This is a genomic window from Streptomyces sp. NPDC000410 (genome assembly GCF_040300305.1).
Taxonomy (GTDB): domain Bacteria; phylum Actinomycetota; class Actinomycetes; order Streptomycetales; family Streptomycetaceae; genus Streptomyces.
The window spans coordinates 34,735-53,414 of the sequence record NZ_JBEPDM010000013.1 but is presented as its reverse complement, the minus strand read 5'-3'; the positions used below and the strand labels follow the sequence as shown (position 1 = coordinate 53,414).

The 18,680-nt window shown below is 72.4% G+C and carries 18 protein-coding genes; 6 read left to right on the top strand and 12 right to left on the bottom strand.

The genetic code is table 11. From position 1 onward, the window contains the following. Nucleotides 1–50 precede the first annotated feature (50 nt). From ABT342_RS16500 to ABT342_RS16490, 3 genes are read left to right on the top strand one after another with little or no spacing between them, the layout of a single operon-like run. Nucleotides 51–578 carry a tripartite tricarboxylate transporter TctB family protein gene (locus ABT342_RS16500; RefSeq protein ID WP_351573332.1) on the top strand — a complete coding sequence of 176 codons (528 nt, stop codon included), beginning with the start codon at nucleotides 51–53 and terminating at the stop codon, nucleotides 576–578. Then, nucleotides 578–2,074: a tripartite tricarboxylate transporter permease gene (locus ABT342_RS16495; RefSeq protein WP_351573329.1), complete on the top strand. Its 1,497-nt coding sequence runs from the start codon at nucleotides 578–580 to the stop codon at nucleotides 2,072–2,074. The genes ABT342_RS16500 and ABT342_RS16495 overlap by 1 nt, the downstream gene beginning before the upstream one ends. Further along, entirely contained in the window at nucleotides 2,071–2,517 is a 447-nt protein-coding gene (locus ABT342_RS16490) for a GNAT family N-acetyltransferase (RefSeq protein ID WP_351573326.1), read from the top strand. Before ABT342_RS16495 ends, ABT342_RS16490 begins: the two co-directional genes overlap by 4 nt. A 202-nt stretch (nucleotides 2,518–2,719) precedes the next feature. Here the strand turns inward: ABT342_RS16490 and ABT342_RS16485 are convergent, their stop codons facing one another. Next, entirely contained in the window at nucleotides 2,720–3,214 is a 495-nt protein-coding gene (locus ABT342_RS16485) for a ribonuclease FAU-1 family protein (RefSeq protein WP_351573323.1), read from the bottom strand. After that, nucleotides 3,195–4,118 (bottom strand): GNAT family N-acetyltransferase, encoded by a 924-nt coding sequence (locus ABT342_RS16480; RefSeq protein WP_351573320.1) that lies wholly within the window; start codon nucleotides 4,116–4,118, stop codon nucleotides 3,195–3,197. The genes ABT342_RS16485 and ABT342_RS16480 overlap by 20 nt, the downstream gene beginning before the upstream one ends. Nucleotides 4,119–4,202: 84 nt before the next feature. Here ABT342_RS16480 and ABT342_RS16475 point away from each other — a divergent pair, with 84 nt between their 5' ends. Beyond that, nucleotides 4,203–4,577 (top strand): GntR family transcriptional regulator, encoded by a 375-nt coding sequence (locus tag ABT342_RS16475; RefSeq protein ID WP_351573318.1) that lies wholly within the window; start codon nucleotides 4,203–4,205, stop codon nucleotides 4,575–4,577. Nucleotides 4,578–4,743: 166 nt separating this feature from the next. Here the strand turns inward: ABT342_RS16475 and ABT342_RS16470 are convergent, their stop codons facing one another. The 5 genes from ABT342_RS16470 to ABT342_RS16450 all read right to left on the bottom strand — a co-directional run bounded on the left by ABT342_RS16470 (nucleotide 4,744) and on the right by ABT342_RS16450 (nucleotide 9,446). Continuing rightward, complete coding sequence (locus ABT342_RS16470; protein WP_351573315.1) at nucleotides 4,744–5,838, bottom strand: DUF5925 domain-containing protein; 1,095 nt, start codon at nucleotides 5,836–5,838, stop codon at nucleotides 4,744–4,746. A 51-nt stretch (nucleotides 5,839–5,889) separates the two neighbouring features. Then, nucleotides 5,890–6,681: a polysaccharide deacetylase family protein gene (locus ABT342_RS16465; RefSeq protein ID WP_351573312.1), complete on the bottom strand. Its 792-nt coding sequence runs from the start codon at nucleotides 6,679–6,681 to the stop codon at nucleotides 5,890–5,892. Next, nucleotides 6,678–7,847 (bottom strand): glycosyltransferase family 2 protein, encoded by a 1,170-nt coding sequence (locus ABT342_RS16460; protein ID WP_351573309.1) that lies wholly within the window; start codon nucleotides 7,845–7,847, stop codon nucleotides 6,678–6,680. The genes ABT342_RS16465 and ABT342_RS16460 overlap by 4 nt, the downstream gene beginning before the upstream one ends. Further along, nucleotides 7,844–8,692: a glycosyltransferase family 2 protein gene (locus ABT342_RS16455; protein WP_351573306.1), complete on the bottom strand. Its 849-nt coding sequence runs from the start codon at nucleotides 8,690–8,692 to the stop codon at nucleotides 7,844–7,846. The genes ABT342_RS16460 and ABT342_RS16455 overlap by 4 nt, the downstream gene beginning before the upstream one ends. Before the next feature lie 364 nt (nucleotides 8,693–9,056). Then, nucleotides 9,057–9,446 (bottom strand): hypothetical protein, encoded by a 390-nt coding sequence (locus ABT342_RS16450; RefSeq protein WP_351573303.1) that lies wholly within the window; start codon nucleotides 9,444–9,446, stop codon nucleotides 9,057–9,059. Between the two features lie 179 nt (nucleotides 9,447–9,625). Here ABT342_RS16450 and ABT342_RS16445 point away from each other — a divergent pair, with 179 nt between their 5' ends. Further along, nucleotides 9,626–10,435 (top strand): SGNH/GDSL hydrolase family protein, encoded by an 810-nt coding sequence (locus ABT342_RS16445; RefSeq protein WP_351573300.1) that lies wholly within the window; start codon nucleotides 9,626–9,628, stop codon nucleotides 10,433–10,435. Here the strand turns inward: ABT342_RS16445 and ABT342_RS16440 are convergent. From ABT342_RS16440 to ABT342_RS16425, 4 genes are read right to left on the bottom strand one after another with little or no spacing between them, the layout of a single operon-like run. Beyond that, the gene (locus ABT342_RS16440; RefSeq protein ID WP_351573297.1) at nucleotides 10,419–12,122 is read right to left on the bottom strand and encodes a serine/threonine-protein kinase; all 1,704 of its coding nucleotides are present in this window, start codon (nucleotides 12,120–12,122) and stop codon (nucleotides 10,419–10,421) included. The genes ABT342_RS16445 and ABT342_RS16440 overlap by 17 nt on opposite strands. 58 nt (nucleotides 12,123–12,180) lie before the next feature. Beyond that, on the bottom strand, nucleotides 12,181–13,812 hold the full coding sequence (locus ABT342_RS16435) for an urease accessory protein UreH domain-containing protein (protein WP_351573294.1): 1,632 nt from the start codon (nucleotides 13,810–13,812) through the stop codon (nucleotides 12,181–12,183). Then, nucleotides 13,809–15,059 (bottom strand): hypothetical protein, encoded by a 1,251-nt coding sequence (locus ABT342_RS16430; RefSeq protein WP_351573291.1) that lies wholly within the window; start codon nucleotides 15,057–15,059, stop codon nucleotides 13,809–13,811. The genes ABT342_RS16435 and ABT342_RS16430 overlap by 4 nt, the downstream gene beginning before the upstream one ends. Next, complete coding sequence (locus ABT342_RS16425; protein WP_351573288.1) at nucleotides 15,059–16,585, bottom strand: DUF4331 domain-containing protein; 1,527 nt, start codon at nucleotides 16,583–16,585, stop codon at nucleotides 15,059–15,061. The genes ABT342_RS16430 and ABT342_RS16425 overlap by 1 nt, the downstream gene beginning before the upstream one ends. A gap of 247 nt (nucleotides 16,586–16,832) precedes the next feature. Here ABT342_RS16425 and ABT342_RS16420 point away from each other — a divergent pair, with 247 nt between their 5' ends. After that, nucleotides 16,833–17,099, top strand: a complete 267-nt coding sequence (locus ABT342_RS16420; protein ID WP_351573285.1) for a hypothetical protein — start codon at nucleotides 16,833–16,835, stop codon at nucleotides 17,097–17,099. A gap of 152 nt (nucleotides 17,100–17,251) precedes the next feature. Here ABT342_RS16420 and ABT342_RS16415 read toward each other — a convergent pair whose 3' ends face one another. Continuing rightward, nucleotides 17,252–18,673: a M1 family metallopeptidase gene (locus tag ABT342_RS16415; protein WP_351573282.1), complete on the bottom strand. Its 1,422-nt coding sequence runs from the start codon at nucleotides 18,671–18,673 to the stop codon at nucleotides 17,252–17,254. Nucleotides 18,674–18,680 lie beyond the last annotated feature (7 nt).

Here is an 18,680-nt window from a genome sequence, read left to right as displayed (position 1 = left end):
CAACCGGGTTGAGACCAGCCCGGGTTCGTCCACAAGCTACGGGACTTGACATGCGTGCTTGGCTCTCGCTACGCAATGCACGACTCTACCACTGGCTGCGCGAGCACTCCGAACTCGGCGTCGGAGTCCTGCTCCTCCTCATCGGCGTCCTCGTCCTGACCGACGCCCTCACCATGGACGTCGACCTCACCCAGCGCGGCCCGATCGGTCCCAGGACCGTCCCCGTCGTCGTCGGCACCGGCCTCGTGGTGGTGGCCGTCCTGCTCGCCGTCGACGTCCTGCGCGGCGGCCGCGGCGAAGCCGAGGGCGGCGAGGACATCGACCTGTCGGAGCCGGGCGACTGGCGCACGGTGCTGCTGCTCGCCGGAGTCTTCCTCGCGGGCGCCGTCCTCATCGGCCCGCTCGGCTTCCCCCTCGCCGGCGCGCTGCTCTTCTGGGGCTCCGCGTACGCGCTCGGCAGCCGCCACCACGACCGCGATCCGCTGATCGCCGCCGTGCTCTCCCTCGTCACCTACGTCGTCTTCAACAACCTGCTCGGGGTTCCGCTGCCGGGCGGCCCGCTGATGGGAGTGCTCTGATGGATTCCCTCACCTCCCTCCTCGACGGGTTCGGAACGGCCCTCACCCCCGTCAACCTGCTCTGGGCGGCGATCGGCGTCCTCCTCGGCACCGCCATCGGCGTCCTGCCCGGAATCGGCCCCGCGATGGCCGTCGCGCTGCTGCTGCCGGTGACGTACGGTCTGGAGCCGACCGGCGCGTTCATCATGTTCGCGGGCATCTACTACGGCGCGATGTTCGGCGGCTCGACCACCTCGATCCTGCTCAACACACCGGGGGAGAGCGCGGCCGTCGTCGCGGCCATGGAAGGCCACCCGATGGCCAAGGCCGGCCGCGGCGCCCAGGCGCTCGCCGCCGCCGCGGTCGGTCACTTCGCGGGCGGCATGATCGGCACGATCCTGCTCGTGGCACTCGCCCCGGCCATCGCCGAACTCGCCGTCGGCATCGGCGCGCCCGACTACTTCGCCATCATGGTGCTGGCGTTCATCGCCGTGACGTCCGTGCTGGGCTCGTCGCGGATCCGAGGCCTCGCCTCACTCCTCATCGGACTCACCATCGGCCTGGTCGGCCTGGACCAGATGACCGGCCAGCAGCGGCTCACCTTCGGATCCCTCCAACTCGCCGACGGCATCGACGTCGTCATCGTCGCCGTCGGACTCTTCGCCATCGGCGAGGCGCTGTGGGTCGCCGCCCATCTGCGGCGCACGACCGCGCAGGCGATCCCCGTCGGACGGCCGTGGCTCGGCCGGGAGGATGTGAGGCGCACCTGGAAGTCCTGGCTGCGCGGACCGGCCATCGGCTTCCCGTTCGGCGCGATCCCGGCCGGCGGCGCGGAGATCCCGACGTTCCTGTCGTACGTCACCGAGAAGCGGCTCTCCCGGCACAAGGACGAGTTCGGCAAGGGGGCGATCGAGGGCGTGGCCGGTCCGGAGTCGGCGGCGTCCGCCTCGGCCGCGGGCACGCTCGTCTCCATGCTCACCCTCGGCCTGCCGACCACCGCCGTCGCGGCCGTGATGCTCGCCGCCTTCCAGCAGTACGGCATCCAGCCCGGCCCGCTCCTGTTCGCACGCGAACCCGACCTGGTCTGGGGCCTCATCGCCTCGCTCTTCGTCGGCATGGTCCTGCTTCTCGCGCTCAACCTGCCGCTCGCCCCGCTCTGGGCGAAGCTGCTGCGCATTCCCCGGCCGTACCTCTACGCGGGGATCCTGTTCTTCGCGGCGGTCGGCGCGTACGCGGTGGGCGGGGAGACGCTGGACCTCGTCATCCTGCTGATCATCGGCCTGATCGGATTCGGAATGCGGCGCTACGGGCTTCCCGTGCTGCCCGCGGTGATCGGCGTCATCCTCGGCCCGGCCGCCGAACAGCAGCTGCGCCGCGCCCTGCAGATCAGCGACGGCTCGCCGGCCGGCCTGGTGAACACACCCTTCTCGGTGACGGTCTACGCCGTGATCGCGATCCTGCTGGCCTGGCCGCTGCTGAAGAAGGTGATCGTCCGCCGTCGTAACGTGTCGGCATGACACAGGACATCCGCCTCGCCATATCCCCCGACGTCCCCCGGGTGAAGGCCGTGACCGACGCGGCCTACCACCACTACATCGAACGGATCGGCCTCGTGCCGGCCCCGATGGAGGCGGACCACGCGGCGGACGTCGCCGCGGGGCGGGTGTTCGTCGCCGGTGACCCGGTGGTCGGCCTCGTGGTCCTCAGGACCGAGGCCGACCACCTCTATCTCGACAACATCGCCGTCCACCCCGACGCCCAGGGCACCGGGCTCGGCCGCCGTCTGCTCGCCTTCGTGGAGTCCCGCGCCCGCGAACTCGGACTCCCCGAGGTGCGGCTGCTCACCAACGCGATGATGTGGGAGAACCAGAAGATGTACGAGCGGTACGGCTACGAGGTCGTCGAACGCCGCAAGGAGGGCCCGTACGACCGCGTCCACTACCGCAAGCGGCCGGCGTGACCCTCCGTCCGCGACCGGACGGGACCTAGGGCGTGTTGCGAAAGTCCCTCCTGGCCCGCGACGCCTGGCACGCGCGCTCGCTGCGTTGTCGGAGTCATCCAAGTACGTCCAGTACGAGGATGATCCTCCGCCTTGCGATCGCACGCACCAGACGCCGCAGGCCCCGCCCTTCGGGCGGACGGAGCTACTTTCGCAACACGCCCTAGTCGCGGTCGCCGTCGAGAAGGCCGGCGAACCGGCCGTCGCGGGCGAGGAGCTCGAGGCCGTCCAGGGCGCGGACGGCCTCCTCGGCCGCCTGCGGGTCGGTGTCCGCGAGGCCGCTCGCCGCGAACTCGTCCTCGTCGAGACGGAGTATCTCCGTGGCGTCCGCCGACACCCACAGGTCGAGGTCCAGGTCCTCGACGGACAGTTCCGTTCCCCGGACGGCGGCGGGACGGGTGATGTCGCAGTACCAGCCCTTCAGCGTGCCGTCGCCCGTGCGCACCTCCTTCACGGCGTACCAGCGGTCCCGCCAGTAGTGCTCCGTGAAGACGTCACCGGGCTCGAAGCGGACGAACCCGAAGTCCCGTACGCCCTTGGCCGCCCAGGGCGCGCGGACGGTGATGCGGGTGCCGTCGTCGGAGACGACGTCCGCCGGGTAACGGATCTTCGTGCGGCCTGCCTTCAGCAGGACCACTTCAACCGAGGGTGTGGACATGACGTACCTCCGTGGCGCACATTTCGTAGCCGAACCATGTGTTGATCGCGAGCATCGGGCGGTTGCCCGTGTCGTTTCCGGTGAACGCCTCCGTGAAGCCGGCCGCTCGGGCGCGGTGCAGGGAGGCGTTCTTGGCGAGCTTGGCCAGGCCCCGGCCGCGGAAGGCGCGGGCGGTGCCCGTCATCACCGTTCCGTAGCGGGTCCCGCCGTCCGTACGGGCCGCGCTGAAGGCGGCGGGCCGGCCGTCCACCACGGCCACCGCGGTCAGTTCCGGGCTGAAGAGGGGATGGTTCCAGGTCTCGGTGAGCCACTGCTCGTAGTCCGTGCACTCCGTGTCGACATCGCCCGGCTCGTCCGCCGCCGTCTCCGCGTGCAGCGCGAACAGCGGCCGTGGGCCGTCCGCGAACGCCGAGCCGGGGACGAGCTCCACTCCGGCCGGCGGCCGCCGGAGCGGTGGCAGGGTGCCGCCCGCCAGGTCGAGGCGCAGGAAGTGGGCCGAGCGGCTCGGCCGGTAGCCGCGCCGTTCGGCGAAGGCCCGGTTCGCCGGATCGTCGAGCACCCAGGAGTACACGGCCGTGGCCCCGGCGCCCGCCAGGTGCTCCTCGGCGGCCCGGACGAGCAGGGATCCCGCGCCCTGCCGCAGCCGCTCGGGGTGGACGTAGACGTTGGCGTGACCGACCCGTGGTCCGGGGCTGTCGTAGGCGATCCCGGCCTCGGCGGTGCCGATGACCTCGCCGCCGTCCGCGACGGCGACCAGGAGTCGGTAGCGGGCGTCCGGATGGGCGTGGGCGGCGTCGAAGGCCACCGACGCGGCGCTGGTCAGCATGAAGGGCATGGCCACCTGCCGGACCCCCGCGAAGGCCGCCGCGTCCGAGGGCCGGAAATCACGCACCATCACTGTCACGTGAGGGCACGTTACGTGCTGCCGCGGCGCCGGTGCCTGCCATTTTCCGCCGGTCGGAGTGGGTGGTGGGGGACAATCGGGCCCGTGACCCTGAAGATCGTCATCGATACGGACTCCACCACCGCGCCCTTCGAACAGCTCCGCGCCCACGTCGCGGCGCAGGCCCGCTCGGGCGCGCTGCCCGTCGGCTACCGGCTGCCGACCGTCCGCGGCCTCGCGGAGGAACTGGGCCTCGCGGCCAACACCGTCGCCAAGGCGTACCGGGCGCTGGAGGCCGACGGCGTGATCGAGACCCGCGGCCGCCACGGCACCTTCGTCGCCGCCGCGGGCGACGCGGCCGAACGCCGGGCCGCGACCGCCGCCCAGGCGTACGCCGAGCAGGTCCACCGCCTCGGGCTGTCCCGCGCGGACGCCGACGCGGCGGTCGAGGACGCGCTGCGGGCGACGTACGGGGAGTGAGCACCGCCACCGCCGCGAGGCCCTGGGGAGTGTCTTCAAAGTAGCGTCGTCCGCCCGGAGGGCGGGCTCGGCGGCGTCTGGTGCTGGGGGCACCTCCCGTGCCCGGAGGGCTGCGGGGGAGTACGTGCCAGGCGTCGCCGGGCAGACGGGACTTTGAAGGCACGACCTAGAGGTAGAGCCCCGCGTCGGCGCCGTCCGGCTGGGCCGGGACCGAGGCCGGGGTCGTGCCGCGGCGCAGGGCGTACAGCTCCGCCAGCGTCGCGCCCTCGCGGCCCACGCCCTCCTCCGTGCCCAGCCAGGTCACCGCCTCCGCGCGGGTGAGGGCGCCGACCTCGATGCGGGCGAGGCAGCGGCCAGGCCGGACGACCGCGGGGTGCAGCCGCTCCAGGTCCTCGTTCGTCGTGACGCCCACGAGCACGTTGCGGCCCTGGCCCAGCAGTCCGTCCGTGAGGTTGAGCAGCCGGGACAGGGCCTGGCCCGCCGTGTGGCGTGCCTCGCCGCGGATGAGTTCGTCGCAGTCCTCCAGCAGGAGCAGCCGCCAGCGGCCGTTCGCGCTGCCGTCGTCCTCGCCGATCGCGATGTCCATCAGATAGCCGACGTCGTTGAACAGCCGTTCAGGGTCCAGGACGCAGTCGACCTGGCACCAGTCCCGCCACGACCGCGCCAGCGTCCGCAGCGCCGACGTCTTTCCCGTACCCGGCGGACCGTGCAGCAGGAGCAGCCGCCCCGCGATGTCCTCGGGCGTGATCTTCATCAGCCGGTCCATCGCATCGGCCACGGGCTCCGTGTAGTTGGGCCGCACCTCCTCCCACGTGCCCGCGCTGATCTGGCGGGTCGTGCGGTGCGGGCCGCGCCGCGGCGACACGTACCAGAAGCCCATCGTCACGTTCTCGGGCTGCGGCTCGGGGTCGTCCTGGGCGCCGTCCGTCGCCTGCCGGTGGATCTTCTCGGCGAGTTCGGACGTGACCGCGGTGACCGTCACGTCCGCGCCCCGGTTCCACCGGGAGACCAGCACGGTCCATCCGTCGCCCTCGGCGAGCGTCGCGCTGCGGTCGTCGTCACGCGCGGCGCGCAGCACGGTGGCGCCCGGCGGCAGCAGGGTGGCGCCGGACTTGACCCGGTCGATCGTCGAACTGTGCGAGTACGGCTGCTCGCCCGCCGCGAAGCGGCCGAGGAACAGCGCATCGACGACGTCCGCAGGTGAATCGCTGTCGTCGACGTTGAGCCGGATCGGCAGTGCGTCCTCAGGGTTGGCAGACATGGCGCCCATGATCCGGCACGAGGGCGCCATGCGCACGGTGTTTTGCGGGCCTCATGCCCGGATCAGCCGCACGGCCCCGCGAGCCCTTCGGACGATCGCGTATCCCCTCGTCAGGGCCCGGTCCTTGGCGAAGTTCCGAGCGAGCGCGCGGCCTTCGACAAGCCGCTCGAACTCCTCGATGCCGGTCGAGCGCCTGACCGTCACCCGTTCCAGCGCGTACGGCCCCTGGCGGCGGCGCGCCAGGGCGTTGCCGACGGCGAGCGACTGGGCGAAGCCCGCCGCCCGCACCACGTGCCGTACGCGCCGGCTGGAGTAGCCGTACGGATAGGCGAACGAGACCGGTGCCGCGCCCAGCTCGCCCGCGATGATCTCCTTGCAGCGCAGCGTCTCGTCGCGCAGCCGGACGTCGTCGAGCTGGTCCAGTTGCGGATGGGTGTGGCTGTGGCCGCCGATCTCCGTACCCGCCGCCGAGAGCTCCCGCACCTGGTCCCAGTCGAGCATGGTGTCCAGGGCGCCGCCCGTCTCGTGCTCCCCGCGCAGCCACCCGGTCGACACGAACACGGTCGAGGGGAAGCCGTGCTTGGCAAGGACGGGGAGGGCGTGGCGGTGCACGCCCTCGTAGCCGTCGTCGAAGGTGATCAGCACGGGGCGCGGCGGCAGCGGCTCACCCCGCCGCCACGCCCGCCCGAGCCGCGCCGTGGTGACGGGCGTGAACCCGCGCTCGCCGAGCACCTCCATCTGCTCGGCGAACGCCTCCGGAGACACGGACAGCCCGTACGCGGCGGGCGCGGGCCGGGGCCCGACCGCGTGGTACATCAGGATCGGCACGGCCGCCTGGTTCACCGCGGGTCACCTCCGCCGGCCGTGACCGGCCCCGCCGGGCCCGGCACGACGCGACGACCAGCGGCGGAGGTCCCTGCCCCGGGACCCCCGGCCGGCCCGGCCGGCCCGGCGGCCCCGTCGGAGTCCGGGCGCCCCGCAGCGGCGGGCGCCGAACGGCGCGGTGGCGTGCCGGTCGTGCGCGGTGGTGCGTACGCGGTGATCGGGGCGTGTGAGAACGCCACCCCGGAGCGCGTGCGGACGCTCGCCAGCGCGTACCCCGCGGCCGCCGTGGCCACCCCCGCCACGATCGCCCCGGCCCGCCCCGCCCCGCCCCGGCGGGCGAGGAGGGCGTCGCGCAGGCCGCGGGCCACACCCGCCGGGAGGACCCGGGTCGTGTACCGGCGCTCGGACTCCAGGCCCTTGTCGGCGCCCACGCTGCGGGCGACGAGAGCCTTGGAGAGGCCCTCGGCGTACGTGCGCGTACGGAAGTAGCCGAAGCGCTCCCGCCCTGCGGGGACCTTGTGGTGGATGACGGCGCGGTCGTCGATCAGCAGCACCGCGTGCGGGAGGGCCCGGCTGAGCCGGATGCACAACTCGGTCTCCTCGCAGCCCAGCGGGCGCTTGTCGCCGTCGCGCCCGATGCCGGTGGCGAAGCCGCCCGTCGCGTCGAACGCCGTGCGCCGGAACGAGGCGTTCCCACCGAGCACGTTACGCACGCGCACCCGGCCGGGCGGCAGGCCCCGGTACGTACATCCGACGACCCAGTCGAACTCCTCGGGGAACCAGGCGGGACGGCGGCCCGACGCCCAGGCGGGCAGCGTCCGGCCGCCCACCGCCATGACGCGCGGATCGTCGTAGCCCTCGTCGAAGTACCGCAGCCAGTCGCGCTCGGCGACGGCGTCGTCGTCGAGGAAGGCGACGATCTCGCCGCGCGCGGCGGCGATTCCGGTGTTGCGTCCGGCGGAGAGGCCGCGGGGGCCCGCGTTGGCGAGCACCCGCACGTCGTCCCCGTACGCCTTGAACTCGGTGCCGAGGCGTTCCCGCAGTGCCGGGTTGTGGTCGACCACGAGCAGGATCTCCAGGGGTGGGAGCGACTGCCGCCGTACCGAGTCGACCGCCGAGAGGATGTCGTCCCAGCGGTCCTCGGTGTAGACGCAGATCACCACGGAGTGGGTCCGTCGGCTCAAGAGACTTCTCCCCGTGGGGCCTTGAGGGTGAGCGGGGGCGTGCGGCGCGACGCGGTGCGGCGGCGGACGCCCTTCTCCTGCAGGATCACTCTGAGGACCCGCAGACCGTCCCGTACGGCGCTGAGGTTGCTGACGCCGTGGATGCGCAGGTACTCGTGGCTGGGCACTTCCTGGACCCGCAGTCCGGCCTTGACGACCCGGATGTTCATCAGGGTCTCGATCTCGAAGCCGGTGCAGTCCAGGGTGATTCTGTCGAGGCAGTGGCGCCAGAACGCGTTGTAGCCGTAGCAGAGGTCGGTGTAGCGGGCGCCGAACTTGGCGTTGACGACGGCGCACAGCATGCGGTTGCCGAGTTTGCGGATGGGCGTCATGTCGTCCGTGCCGCCGCCGTTGGCGAAGCGCGAGCCCTTGGCGAAGTCGGCGCCGCCGACGAGGGCGGACACGTAGCTGACGATCTCCTGGCCGTCGGCCGAGCCGTCCGCGTCGACCATGACGATGATGTCGCCGGTGCAGGCGGCGAATCCGCTGATGAGCGCGTCGCCCTTGCCCTTGCCGGCCTGCTTGACGACCTTGACGTCGGGCCACAGTTCTCGGGCGACATTCACGGTGTCGTCCGTGGAATTGCCGTCGACCAGGACGACTTCATGGATCCATTCCGGCAGCGTCTTGAAGACGTACGGAAGGTTTTCCGCCTCATTCATGGCGGGGATCACGACGCTGACCGGTGGCGTGATCGCGAGATGCGAGGAGATCGGACGGTACTGGGTCGGTATTCGACCCAGGGTGGCCGTGGCCACGGCTGTCGAGGTGGTCCCTGGGACCCCCGGGCGCAGGAACGAGTTCATGAGTCGGTTTCCCTCTCGTCCGGTGGACCGCCCGCCCCCGGGCAGTCCGGATGTGTGTCCGGTTCGAAAGGGGGGTTCTCACCCCGGCCATGACGGAATGGAACTCCGTGCAGGCTGCGTACGAGCTCGGTACAGGCCTCGTACTGCTGGGTGAGCTGGCATTGCTGACCGCGCGGCCCGCGACTCGGCCACACGTGCGTGACCGAGTACGGCACCCCCCTACCGCGCCCCGCCTCGGATTCCTCGCGACGTCGAGTGACCCCTCCCCTGGAGTCGCCGTTCATGAGGGACCGTTGCGGGTGGATGTACGACGGTATTGATGATTAGGACTGTATGGCAAGACCTGGAACGAGGCCCCGCATTTTTACTTCTTTTTCCCTCCCGGGAGGAAATGCGTAAGCCTGTTCCGTATTCCGATAAGAAAGAGAAAGAAAGTGACCACTGCGACGGATGTGACACCGAGTTCGATGGACCGGACATCCGTCATTCGCATGATCTGAGCTACGCAGAGGTCGACCATGAGCGCGCCGGCGGCCGACACGGTCAGCCGGGCGGGCCGCGCCATCGGGCGCAGCGCCACGGCGAGACCGGCGGCCGGTGCGACGACGAGATAGAAGAGCGCGAACGGCGCGCGCAGGGGTGAGTCGAGACCGCCGAGCGCGAGCGCCGCGCCCACGCCCGATACGGCCAGGGCCGCTCCGGCGAGCACCGGCGCCGCCACCTCCATGCGGAGCGCGTGCGGTCTGCGGGTCATCGTGGGCACCACCGACTTCCCCCAAGGCGCCGGATGGGCGGCCTTCATGCTGGGGCGGTGTCCGACGGACCGTCAAGAAGTGTGCGGCCGATCCCGTTTGTTCTTGGCATGGACACTTCCGGTGAAGTATGGGGAGTGCTACGACAGTTGAGGCAGAGATCCTGCTAAAGGGAGGTTCCATGAAACTGTCCCGAATCGTGGCGTTCTCATCCTCACTCCTCCTCGGCGCCGCCCTCGCGCTCACCGGAGCGGGCCAGGCGCAGGCCGCACAGTCCGCCGCCGCAGTGGACTATGTGGCCCTCGGTGACTCGTACTCCTCGGGCCTCGGCGCCGGTGCGTACATCAGCTCCAGCGGCAACTGCAAGCGCACCAACCGTGCCTATCCCGCCCTCTGGGCGGCCGCCAACTCCCCCTCCTCGTTCGCCTTCACCGCTTGCTCGGGCGCCCGAACGGGTGATGTGACGGCCAACCAGCTCACCCCCCTCAACTCCGCCACCGACCTCGTCTCCCTCACCATCGGCGGCAACGACGCCGGCTTCGCGGACGTGATGACCACCTGCGTCACCCAGTCCGAGAGCTCCTGCGTCGCCCGCGTCGAGGAAGCGAAGAGATTCGTCGACACGACCCTGCCCGGACGCCTCGACTCGGTGTACCGGGCGATCAGATCCAAGGCGTCGTCGGCGCACGTCGTCGTGCTCGGCTACCCCCGGTTCTACAAGCTCAGCGGCTCCTGCATCGCCGGCCTCTCGGAGCGGGAGCGTGCCGCGATCAACAGCGGCGCCGACCATCTCAACGCCGCCACCGCCAAGCGCGCCGCCGACCACGGATTCACCTTCGCCGATGTCGTCCCGCCCTTCACCGGGCACGAGATCTGCTCCGGGGCGGCGTGGCTGCACAGCCTCAACTGGCTGAACATCTCCGAGTCGTACCACCCCACCGCGTCCGGGCAGTCGGGCGGCTATCTGCCCGCGTTCAGGGCCGCGGCGTAGGCACGAGCGAATCGGTGGGGTAGGAGGGCCCGTCCGTCGGGGGCTCCTCCTCGCACGTCACCGAGAACTCCACCCAGTTCGACCGCGCCACGACCGGACTCCGGACCTCCAGCCGGATCCGGTCGTGGCGCGTCGCGTTCAGCTCGTACGTCAGCTCGGTGTGGTCGACCTCCTGGAGCGTGCCCTTCCCCGCCTCCGCGGCGGGGAAGCCGAGCGTCCGCCAGCCCGGGGCGGAGCTCTCGCCGCTCTCGGTCACCCAGCGGTATTCCACGGAGGCGGGCGTACGGCCCACCGTGACCGTCGCCGTGAAGGCGGGAGCCTCGGCCTCGGGCGGCGGGCAGGCGCCGCTGTAACTGTCCCGCACCCACTTCACGTACACCTGCACGCTCTGCGGGGGCGCCGGCGTGTGGCCGCCGGTGGGCGTGCTGCTCTGCTCAGGGCTCGGTGTGCCCGTCGTGCCGATGGTGCCCGTCGGGTCCGGTGTGCTCGGCGTGCTCGATGGGCTCGACGCGCTCGGCGTGTCGGCGGGCGCGCCGGCGCTGCTCCCCTTGCCTCCGCCTCCGCTGCCGCCGGCGTCGTCCGCGTTGTTCCGGTTCACCAGGGCGTAGGTGAGGCCGCCGATCGCGAGGACCAGCGCGGCCGATCCGGCGACCAGCGCGATCGCGGCGCGCCGGGGGCGCTCCTGCGGGACGGGCGTCGTCGGGGCGGCCGAGGCGACCGTCGGGTCGTACGCGCCGGACGCGCCGGACACGGACGGCGAGGGCACCGGCGGTTCGTACGCGCCCGACGGTGAGGGCGAGGGCGTCGGCGGCGGGGGAGCGGAAGCGGTACGCGGCGTGCCGCCCGCCCCCACGATCCGCAACTGCCGCTCGGCCTCATCGGCGGACAGCCGCTCCGCCGGATCCTTCCGCAGCAGCCCCGCGATCACCGGCTCCAGCGCGCCCGCCCGGCGAGGCGGCGGCAGCTCCTCGTCGACGACCGCGCGCAAGGTGCTCAGCGGAGTGTTCTGCCGGAACGGTGAGATGCCCTCCACGGCCGCGTACAGCAGCACCCCGAGCGACCAGAGGTCCGACTCGGGCCCGGGAGTGCGCCCGAGCGCCCGCTCCGGAGCCAGGAACTCCGGTGAGCCGACCAGTTCACCGGTCATCGTCAGATTCGAGGTGCCCTCCACCATCGCGATCCCGAAGTCCGTCAGGACGACCCGGCCGTCGTTGGCCAGCAGGACGTTCCCCGGCTTCACATCACGGTGCAGTACGCCCGCCCCGTGCGCGGCGCGCAGCGCGGCGAGGACCTCGGCGCCGATGTGTGCGGCGCGCCGCGGGGCCATCGGCCCCTCGGATTCGAGCGCGTCGGAGAGGGACAGCCCGCGGATCAGCTCCATCACGATCCACGGGCGGCCGTCCTGGGCGGCCACGTCGTAGACCGTGACCACGTTGCGGTGCGAGATCCTGGCCGCCGCCCAGCCCTCGCGCTCCAGGCGCGCGTACAGCCGCCGCACATCGCTGGTGCCGAGTTCGGCGGGCGCCCGGACCTCCTTGACCGCGACCTCACGGCCGAGGAGCTCGTCGCGGGCGCGCCACACGACGCCCATACCGCCTTCGCCCAGGTGGGCCAGCAGCCGGTACCGGCCCGCGACCAGCCCGTCGTCACCCCGCCCGCCGTCCGCAGTGCCCGGCACTTCGCTCATCGCGAGCCCCCCATCCGCAGCAGAGCGGCCATCACGGTGGAAACCACTCCAAGTTAGCTCAACTCAGAGCTCCTGCGGCCCCTCTGAACACCAATCCGCAGCCGAGTACGAAAACGGCCACGGCGGTGCTCAACGGAGCGACACGGTGCACGAGCCCGGCCAGCCGCCCCGCGCCGCGCCGCCGGGCCAGCCGCTCGGCCGTCCGAGCCCCGAGCCGCACGACGGCGAACCCGGCGGCGGCGAGCGTGAGCGCGAGCCCGGCGCCGTACGCGACGACGAGGAGCAACCCGAACCAGGCGTGCCCGAGCGCCGCGGCGCCGACCAGCACCACGACGGCGGACGGGCTCGGCACCAGCCCACCGGCGAACCCGAACAGCACGGTCCGCCGCAGCGTCCGGGCCCGCTCTCCGGGCTCGCCCCCGGCGCGCCGGCCGCCGCCGGGGCCGGGACCGAGGCCGGGGCCGTGCGTGTGCCGGTGGGTGTGCCCGTGGGCGTGCTCCCGCTCCGGCCCGGCCGCGGGCTCGTGGGGGTGCTCGTGCCCCCGGCCGGGCGCGGGCATGTCGGGGTGCTCGTGCGAGGGCTCATCGGCGCCGTGAGCGTAATCGTGACGGTGGACTTGCCCGTGCGCGTGCGCGTGCGTGTGTACGTGCCCGTGCCCGTGTACGTGTCCGCCGTTCGCCCAGGCCCGCCGGATGAGCAGGGCCCCCGCCACCGTGACCAGGGCACCGCTTGCCACACCCAGCCAGCCGACCACCGACGGCGTCACCGCCGAACCCGCCGCCACGAGCGCGCCCAGGACGAAGACTCCGAGGGTGTGGGTGACGGTCACGGAGGCGCCGAGGGCGAGGACGTCGCGAAGGGAGTGCCGGCCGCCCGCGGCCGCCGCCGCGGCCATCAGGGTCTTGCCGTGGCCGGGCGCGAGGGCGTGCAGCGCGCCGAGGGCGAGTGCCGTCACCAGTGCGAGCGCGACGAACGGCGGCGTGAGCTCGCGCCGTTCGACGAGCCCCGTCAGCGCCTGGGTCCAGCGGTCCGCGCCGCGCGGCAGCACCGACGCGGGCGCCGCCGGGGCCGGAGCCGCCCCCAGGGCGGGGCCGCCGGGGACGGCCGTCACCTTGGCCGTCGTCCGGCCCGGCGGTGACTCGAGCAGCCCCTCCGGGTACGCGGACAGCCTGCGCGAGACGGAGTCCACGGGCACGTCCGAGGAGGCCAGGGTCCTGCGGTCGCCGCGCGCCGTGATCTCCCGCCAGCCGGGGCCGCCGTCGGCGTCGGCGGCCCGGAAGTCGACCGACGTCCGGCCCTCCGGCAGCGGCGCGGTGAGCCCGCACTCCACCCGCAAAGTCGGCAGCCCCGCCTGCCCCGGCCGTACCTCGGCCCGTGCCCGCCCGGCCCGCAGCCGCACCGGCCGCCCGTCCACGCGTACCCGTGCCTCGCGCGCGACCGCCCCGCACCGCTCCCTCGCCCACGCTGCGATCCCGCCCGGCGGCAGCCCGTCCGGCCAGATCCTGGCGGTCGGGATCTCCGCCAGGTCCTCGACGTGATCGACCGCCAGCTCGCGTTCACCGAGGACGAGTCCGTCGTACCGGTTCACCGTGAAGTTGCCGAGAGGGTGCGCCGCTGCGGGCGACGCCCCGGCCGTGAGCAGGGCGGCGACGGCGAAGAGCACCGCGGTGACCCTGCGCCGCCACCTCATGGCCTCTCCAGCGCGTCGAGCGCCCGCCGCGCCTCGCGCGAACCGAGTGGTGAGAAGGCGGGGTTGAGCGCCAGCGCGCGGGACAGTGAGGCCCGCGCACCGGCCTTGTCGCCCACCGCCCGCTGGATCATGCCCCGGTGGTACAGGAACGTCGCGTTGCGATACCCGGTCGAGGTCGCCCGCCCGGCGTGGGCGAGCGCCTCCTTCGACCGTCCGGACCGGTGCAGGGCCCAGGCGAGGGCGTCCTCGGTGTGGACGGTCCTGCGGCGCTGCCACTCGGCCCGCGCGGCGCGCAGGGCCTCCGCGCGGTCGCCGTGGTCGGCGGCGGCGAGGGCGGTGTCCAGGTCGGGGTTGACGCCGCCCGCGCGGGCGAGGCCCGTCCAGGTGCCGACGACCGCGTACTGCTGCTCGGCGCGGCGCCGCTCACCGCCCGCCTCGTACAGCTCGCCCAGGGCGACGAGCCGCCCGGGCAGCGGTGACCTTTCGACGATCTCCTCGAACTCCCGTGTCGCACCCGCCGGATCACCCGTCCCGGCGAGCGCGCGGGCCCGGCACTCCCGTGCCTCCAGATTTCCGGGCTCGGCCCGCAGCGCGTGGGCGCAGTGCCGCAGCGCCTCCTCGTACGCGCCCTCGTTCCAGGCGAGTTGGCCGAGCGCGGTCGCCGTGTACGCGATGTCGGCGGGGCGGGCCGCCGAGCTCAACGCGAGTTCGAGGATCCGCCGCGCTTCTTTCGCGTCGCCCCGCAGCTCATGGACGTACGCGAAGCGCGTGAAGACCGGGATGCCGGGCCTTCGGGCATCCGCCTGCCGTGCCGCGCTCAACGCCTCGCCGTAGCGCCCGAGTTCGACAAGCGCGTCGATCCGTACGGCAAGGGCGCGTTCGCTGTACGGATTGACGGCGAGAGCCCGCTCCGCGTCCCGCAGCGCCGCCGGGAAGTCGTGCCGCGCGGCCGCGAGGGCACCGCGCCCGGCGAGCGCCTCGGGGTTGTCGTCCGCCTGCCGCAGCCGCAGGGAGCGGGCGAACGCGTCCTCCGCCCGCGTGTAGCGTGACGGATCGCCGCTGACTCTGGCCTCCTCCACGTATCCGGCCCCGAGCTCGGCCCAGGCGCCCGGATCCCTGCCCGCGGCCGCCGCCGGAGCGGCGGGGCCCTCGGGGCCCTCGGGGCCCTCGCCGCCCACGACCGCCCCGGCCGCCGTCAGCGCGAGCGCCAGCCCCGCCACCCCGGCCACGAGTCGCCACGCCGGCATCACAGCACCCCCCGGCCGCGCCGCCGCATACGCCACCACGCGAGGCCGAGGCCCACGAGCACGATCCCGGCCCCCGCCGCCGCCAGCGAGGCGGCCAGCAGGGTGCCGTCGCCGCCCGCCGCCGACGCGGTCAGTTCGGTGGCGCCGCCCTCCAGCTGACTCCGGCTGCCTCGGGCCGACGTGCCGTCCGAGCCGGACGTCGGCAGCGCCACATACGGGAACCGGTCTCCGAACTCCTGGTCGTTGGCGTCCACCGCGTCGCCCAAGTCGTTCTTCTGGCCCAGCAGTTCGCCCTCCACGACCTGGAGCGAGATGTCGATGACGTCGTCGGTCAGCCGCCGCCCGTTCGGGAACCCGGCGTTGTCCCCGTCCAGCACGCCCAGGCGCTTCGGCGCGGCGGACGGCGGGATCGCGGTGTTCAGGCGCAGGGCCTCCGCCGGGCGGACGTTCGGCGGCTGGTTGAGGTCCTTCACGCCGGTCAGGAACACGGACACCAGATCGTTCCGCGGCTCCGCCGGAGCCTTGATCTTGTAGATGCCCTCGATGAGCTTCGGCAGCTCCGGCCCGGTCACGAACGGGAGGAAGTCCGCGTCGTTCCACGGCGACGACGCGTTGAAGGAGTCCTTGGCCTTCAGCGGTACGACGACCTCGTTGACCAGCGGCATCCCGAGCCGCGACACCTGCGTCCAGCCGCCGCTCGCGTTCCTGCGGTGGGTGGTCGACCAGACGCCGATCACCGGCTGCCCGGCCGACTGCCGGATGTGGTCGGACGGCACCTGGAGCGCGATGGTGTTGACGTTGTACCCCTTGAGCGTGTCCCGGCCCACCTCGGAGAGATCACCTCCGTACAGCAGGTCGAAGACGCGGAGGTCGAGGAAGAACGGGTCGTCGGCCTGACCGGCGAACGCCGCGCCGCCGTCCGGGAGTTGACGGATCGCCTGCTCGCGCAGCTGCGCGCAGTCCGGCATGGACGCTTTGCCCACGTTCGAGGGGGCGACCGGCACATCCTCGGCGATCTTGGTGGTGGAGATCACATGCTGGTTCCGCAGCCGGAGCAGCTCGATGTCGTAGGTCTGCGTGATGTTGAGGTCCGGGTCGTCGAGAGCGGTCACCGGACCGGTGTTGTGGAGGAACGTGTCGCCGTTGCGTACGTGGTCCTCGAAGGTCCAGCGATAGAGCAGATCGCCCTGTGCGTCCCCGTCCGAATCGATGTGGATGTCGTAGCGGGCGTCATGGGCGAACCGGTAGAAGTTCGGCCCGCCCGCGGGCTCCTCGAACGGCAGCCAGTTGGCGACGATCGTGGTGGTGTCGGGCTTGTCGGGGCTGACAAAGGCGTACACATCGGTGTTGTCGTACTGCGGCTGCCCCGAGATCAGCGGGGCCTCGCGGTGGCTGGAGGCGTTCGCCGCCCCCGGCGCGAGAGAGGTGGTGACTCCGGCGGCCGCAAGCCCCCCGGCGGCCAGTGCGCCACAGATGAGCGCGCGAAGACTCGCGCGCCCCCGCGCGCTCCATTTCACAGTGGTCATCGCATCCGTCCTGTTCCTGAGCGAGGAATGACGAGGAATCCGGAACTGCCTGATGACCTGTGTTCGAAGCCGCTGGCGCGGTGGATTGGTCGTTGTCCAACTCGCCCTGGAATCAGATGGATTCGGAGAGTGACCGTCAACCCCCGTACAGGGGTGGTGAATCCCGCGCCGGGATACACGAGTGTCACTGCGGGGCGATAGGGTTAACCTGCCCGGGCTGGGTGCCCTCGTACGGGTGGGGAGTGACATGGAACAGATAACGGTGCGGAGCAGGCCGCGAGTGCCTGCGATCACATGCGGGAGCAGCGCGACCAGCTCGCGTCTCGACCGCCATCTCTCGGTGCTGGGCGGGCCTGCCGTTCCGCAGCGTGAGGCGGCCGAGGCGACATTGCTGATGCGTGAGCTGACAACCCGTAACGTGGCCCACACCCGCAGCAGCAAGAGCGCGCGCGTCTCGCTCTTCGCGCCGCTGCGAAGGCTGCGGCGCTCGCTGTTCGGCAGCCGCGGTCAGTAAGCCGGCGGGTTCGCCCGCCGGCGCCGCCGGGGTCGCGTGAATCCGTTCACGCGGACCCGTCCCCCCTGTTCGTCCGTCAGCCCGGGCCAAAGGCCCTTTCCCCTCGTCCGCCCCGCTCTTGAGCCGCTGAGGTACAGGTCTCCCCACCCCCCTCAGCGGCGCTCGTGCCGGGGCCGCTCCTGTCGCTGCGGCAGAGCCGGCAGCTTCGTCTCGTACAGCCACATCGTGAACAGCTTGTCCAGCGGCCGAGTGGAGTGCCGCTGGGCGAGCGCGATGAACTCCTCCGTGGTCACCAGACCGTGCCGGTGGGTCGCCGCCCACTCCCGCAGCAGCCGTACGAAAGCCGGGTGCCCGATCTCCGTACGCAGCGCGTGCAGGGTGAGCGCGCCCCGCTCGTAGACCCGGTCGTCGAACAGCCGCCGCAGGCCCGGATCCGCGATCCGTACGTCCTGCCGCATCAGCGCCAGCCGGGCCCGGGACCTGCTCGCCATCGCAGCCGCCGAAGGCCCGCCGGACAGCTCGGACCACAGCCACTCGGCGTACTTCGCGAAGCCCTCGTTGAGCCAGATGTGCCGCCAGTCGGCGACGGTCAGGCTGTTGCCGAACCACTGGTGGGCCAGCTCGTGCGCGACCAGGCGCTCGCTGCCCCGCCGGCCGTCGACATGGTTCGCCCCGAAGATCGAAAGGCCCTGGGCCTCGACGGGCACGTCCAGCTCCTCGTCGACCACGACGACCGCGTAGTCGTCGAAGGGGTAGGGGCCGAAGAGGTCCGTGAACACGGTCATCATCTGCGGCTGCCGGGCGAAGTCGCGCCCGAAACGCTCCAGCAGCGTGTGCGGCACGGCGGCCGGCTGCGGCACGGCACCCGCGCCCTCCACCTCGACCAGTTCGTACGGCCCGATCTGGACGGTCGCGAGATAGCTCGCCATCGGCGCGGGCTGCTCGTACACCCAGGTGGTGGTGGAGGCGCTGATCGTACGGGAGACGAGCGTGCCGTTCGCGACCACGGTGTACGGGGACGGCGCCGTCACCGCGATCCGGTAGGCGGCCTTGTCGTCAGGGCGGTCGTTGCACGGGAACCAGGAACGCGCGCCGCTCGGCTGCGAGGCCACCAGCGCGCCCTCGTCGAGCTGCTCCCAGCCCAGATCGCCCCAGTCGGGCGTGCGGACGGGGTGCGGGACGCCGGTGTAGCGCACCTCCACGGTGAAGGGCGCGCCTGGGGGCAGTGGCCGGGCCGGACGTATCCGCAGCTTGTCGGCGCGATGCGTGTAGCGGGCCGGGCGGACGCCGTCGACCAGGACCTTGGTGAGGCGGAACTGCCCGAGGTCGAGGACGACCTCGGGCAGCGCGCGCTCGGTGACGGCGCTGATCGTTGCCCGGCCGGCGAGTCGGCCGGTGTGCGGACGGTAGTCCAGCTCCAGGTCGTACTGGGTGGTCCGGTAGCCGCCGTCACCGAGCTGCGGAAGGTACGAATCCGTCACCGTGGTGGTTCCTTCGGTCGTGCCGTGCGTCGTGCGGTGGGTCCTGCCGTGCGCGGTGCCGTACGTCGTGCGGTACGGCCTGCCGTACGTCATGCCGTGC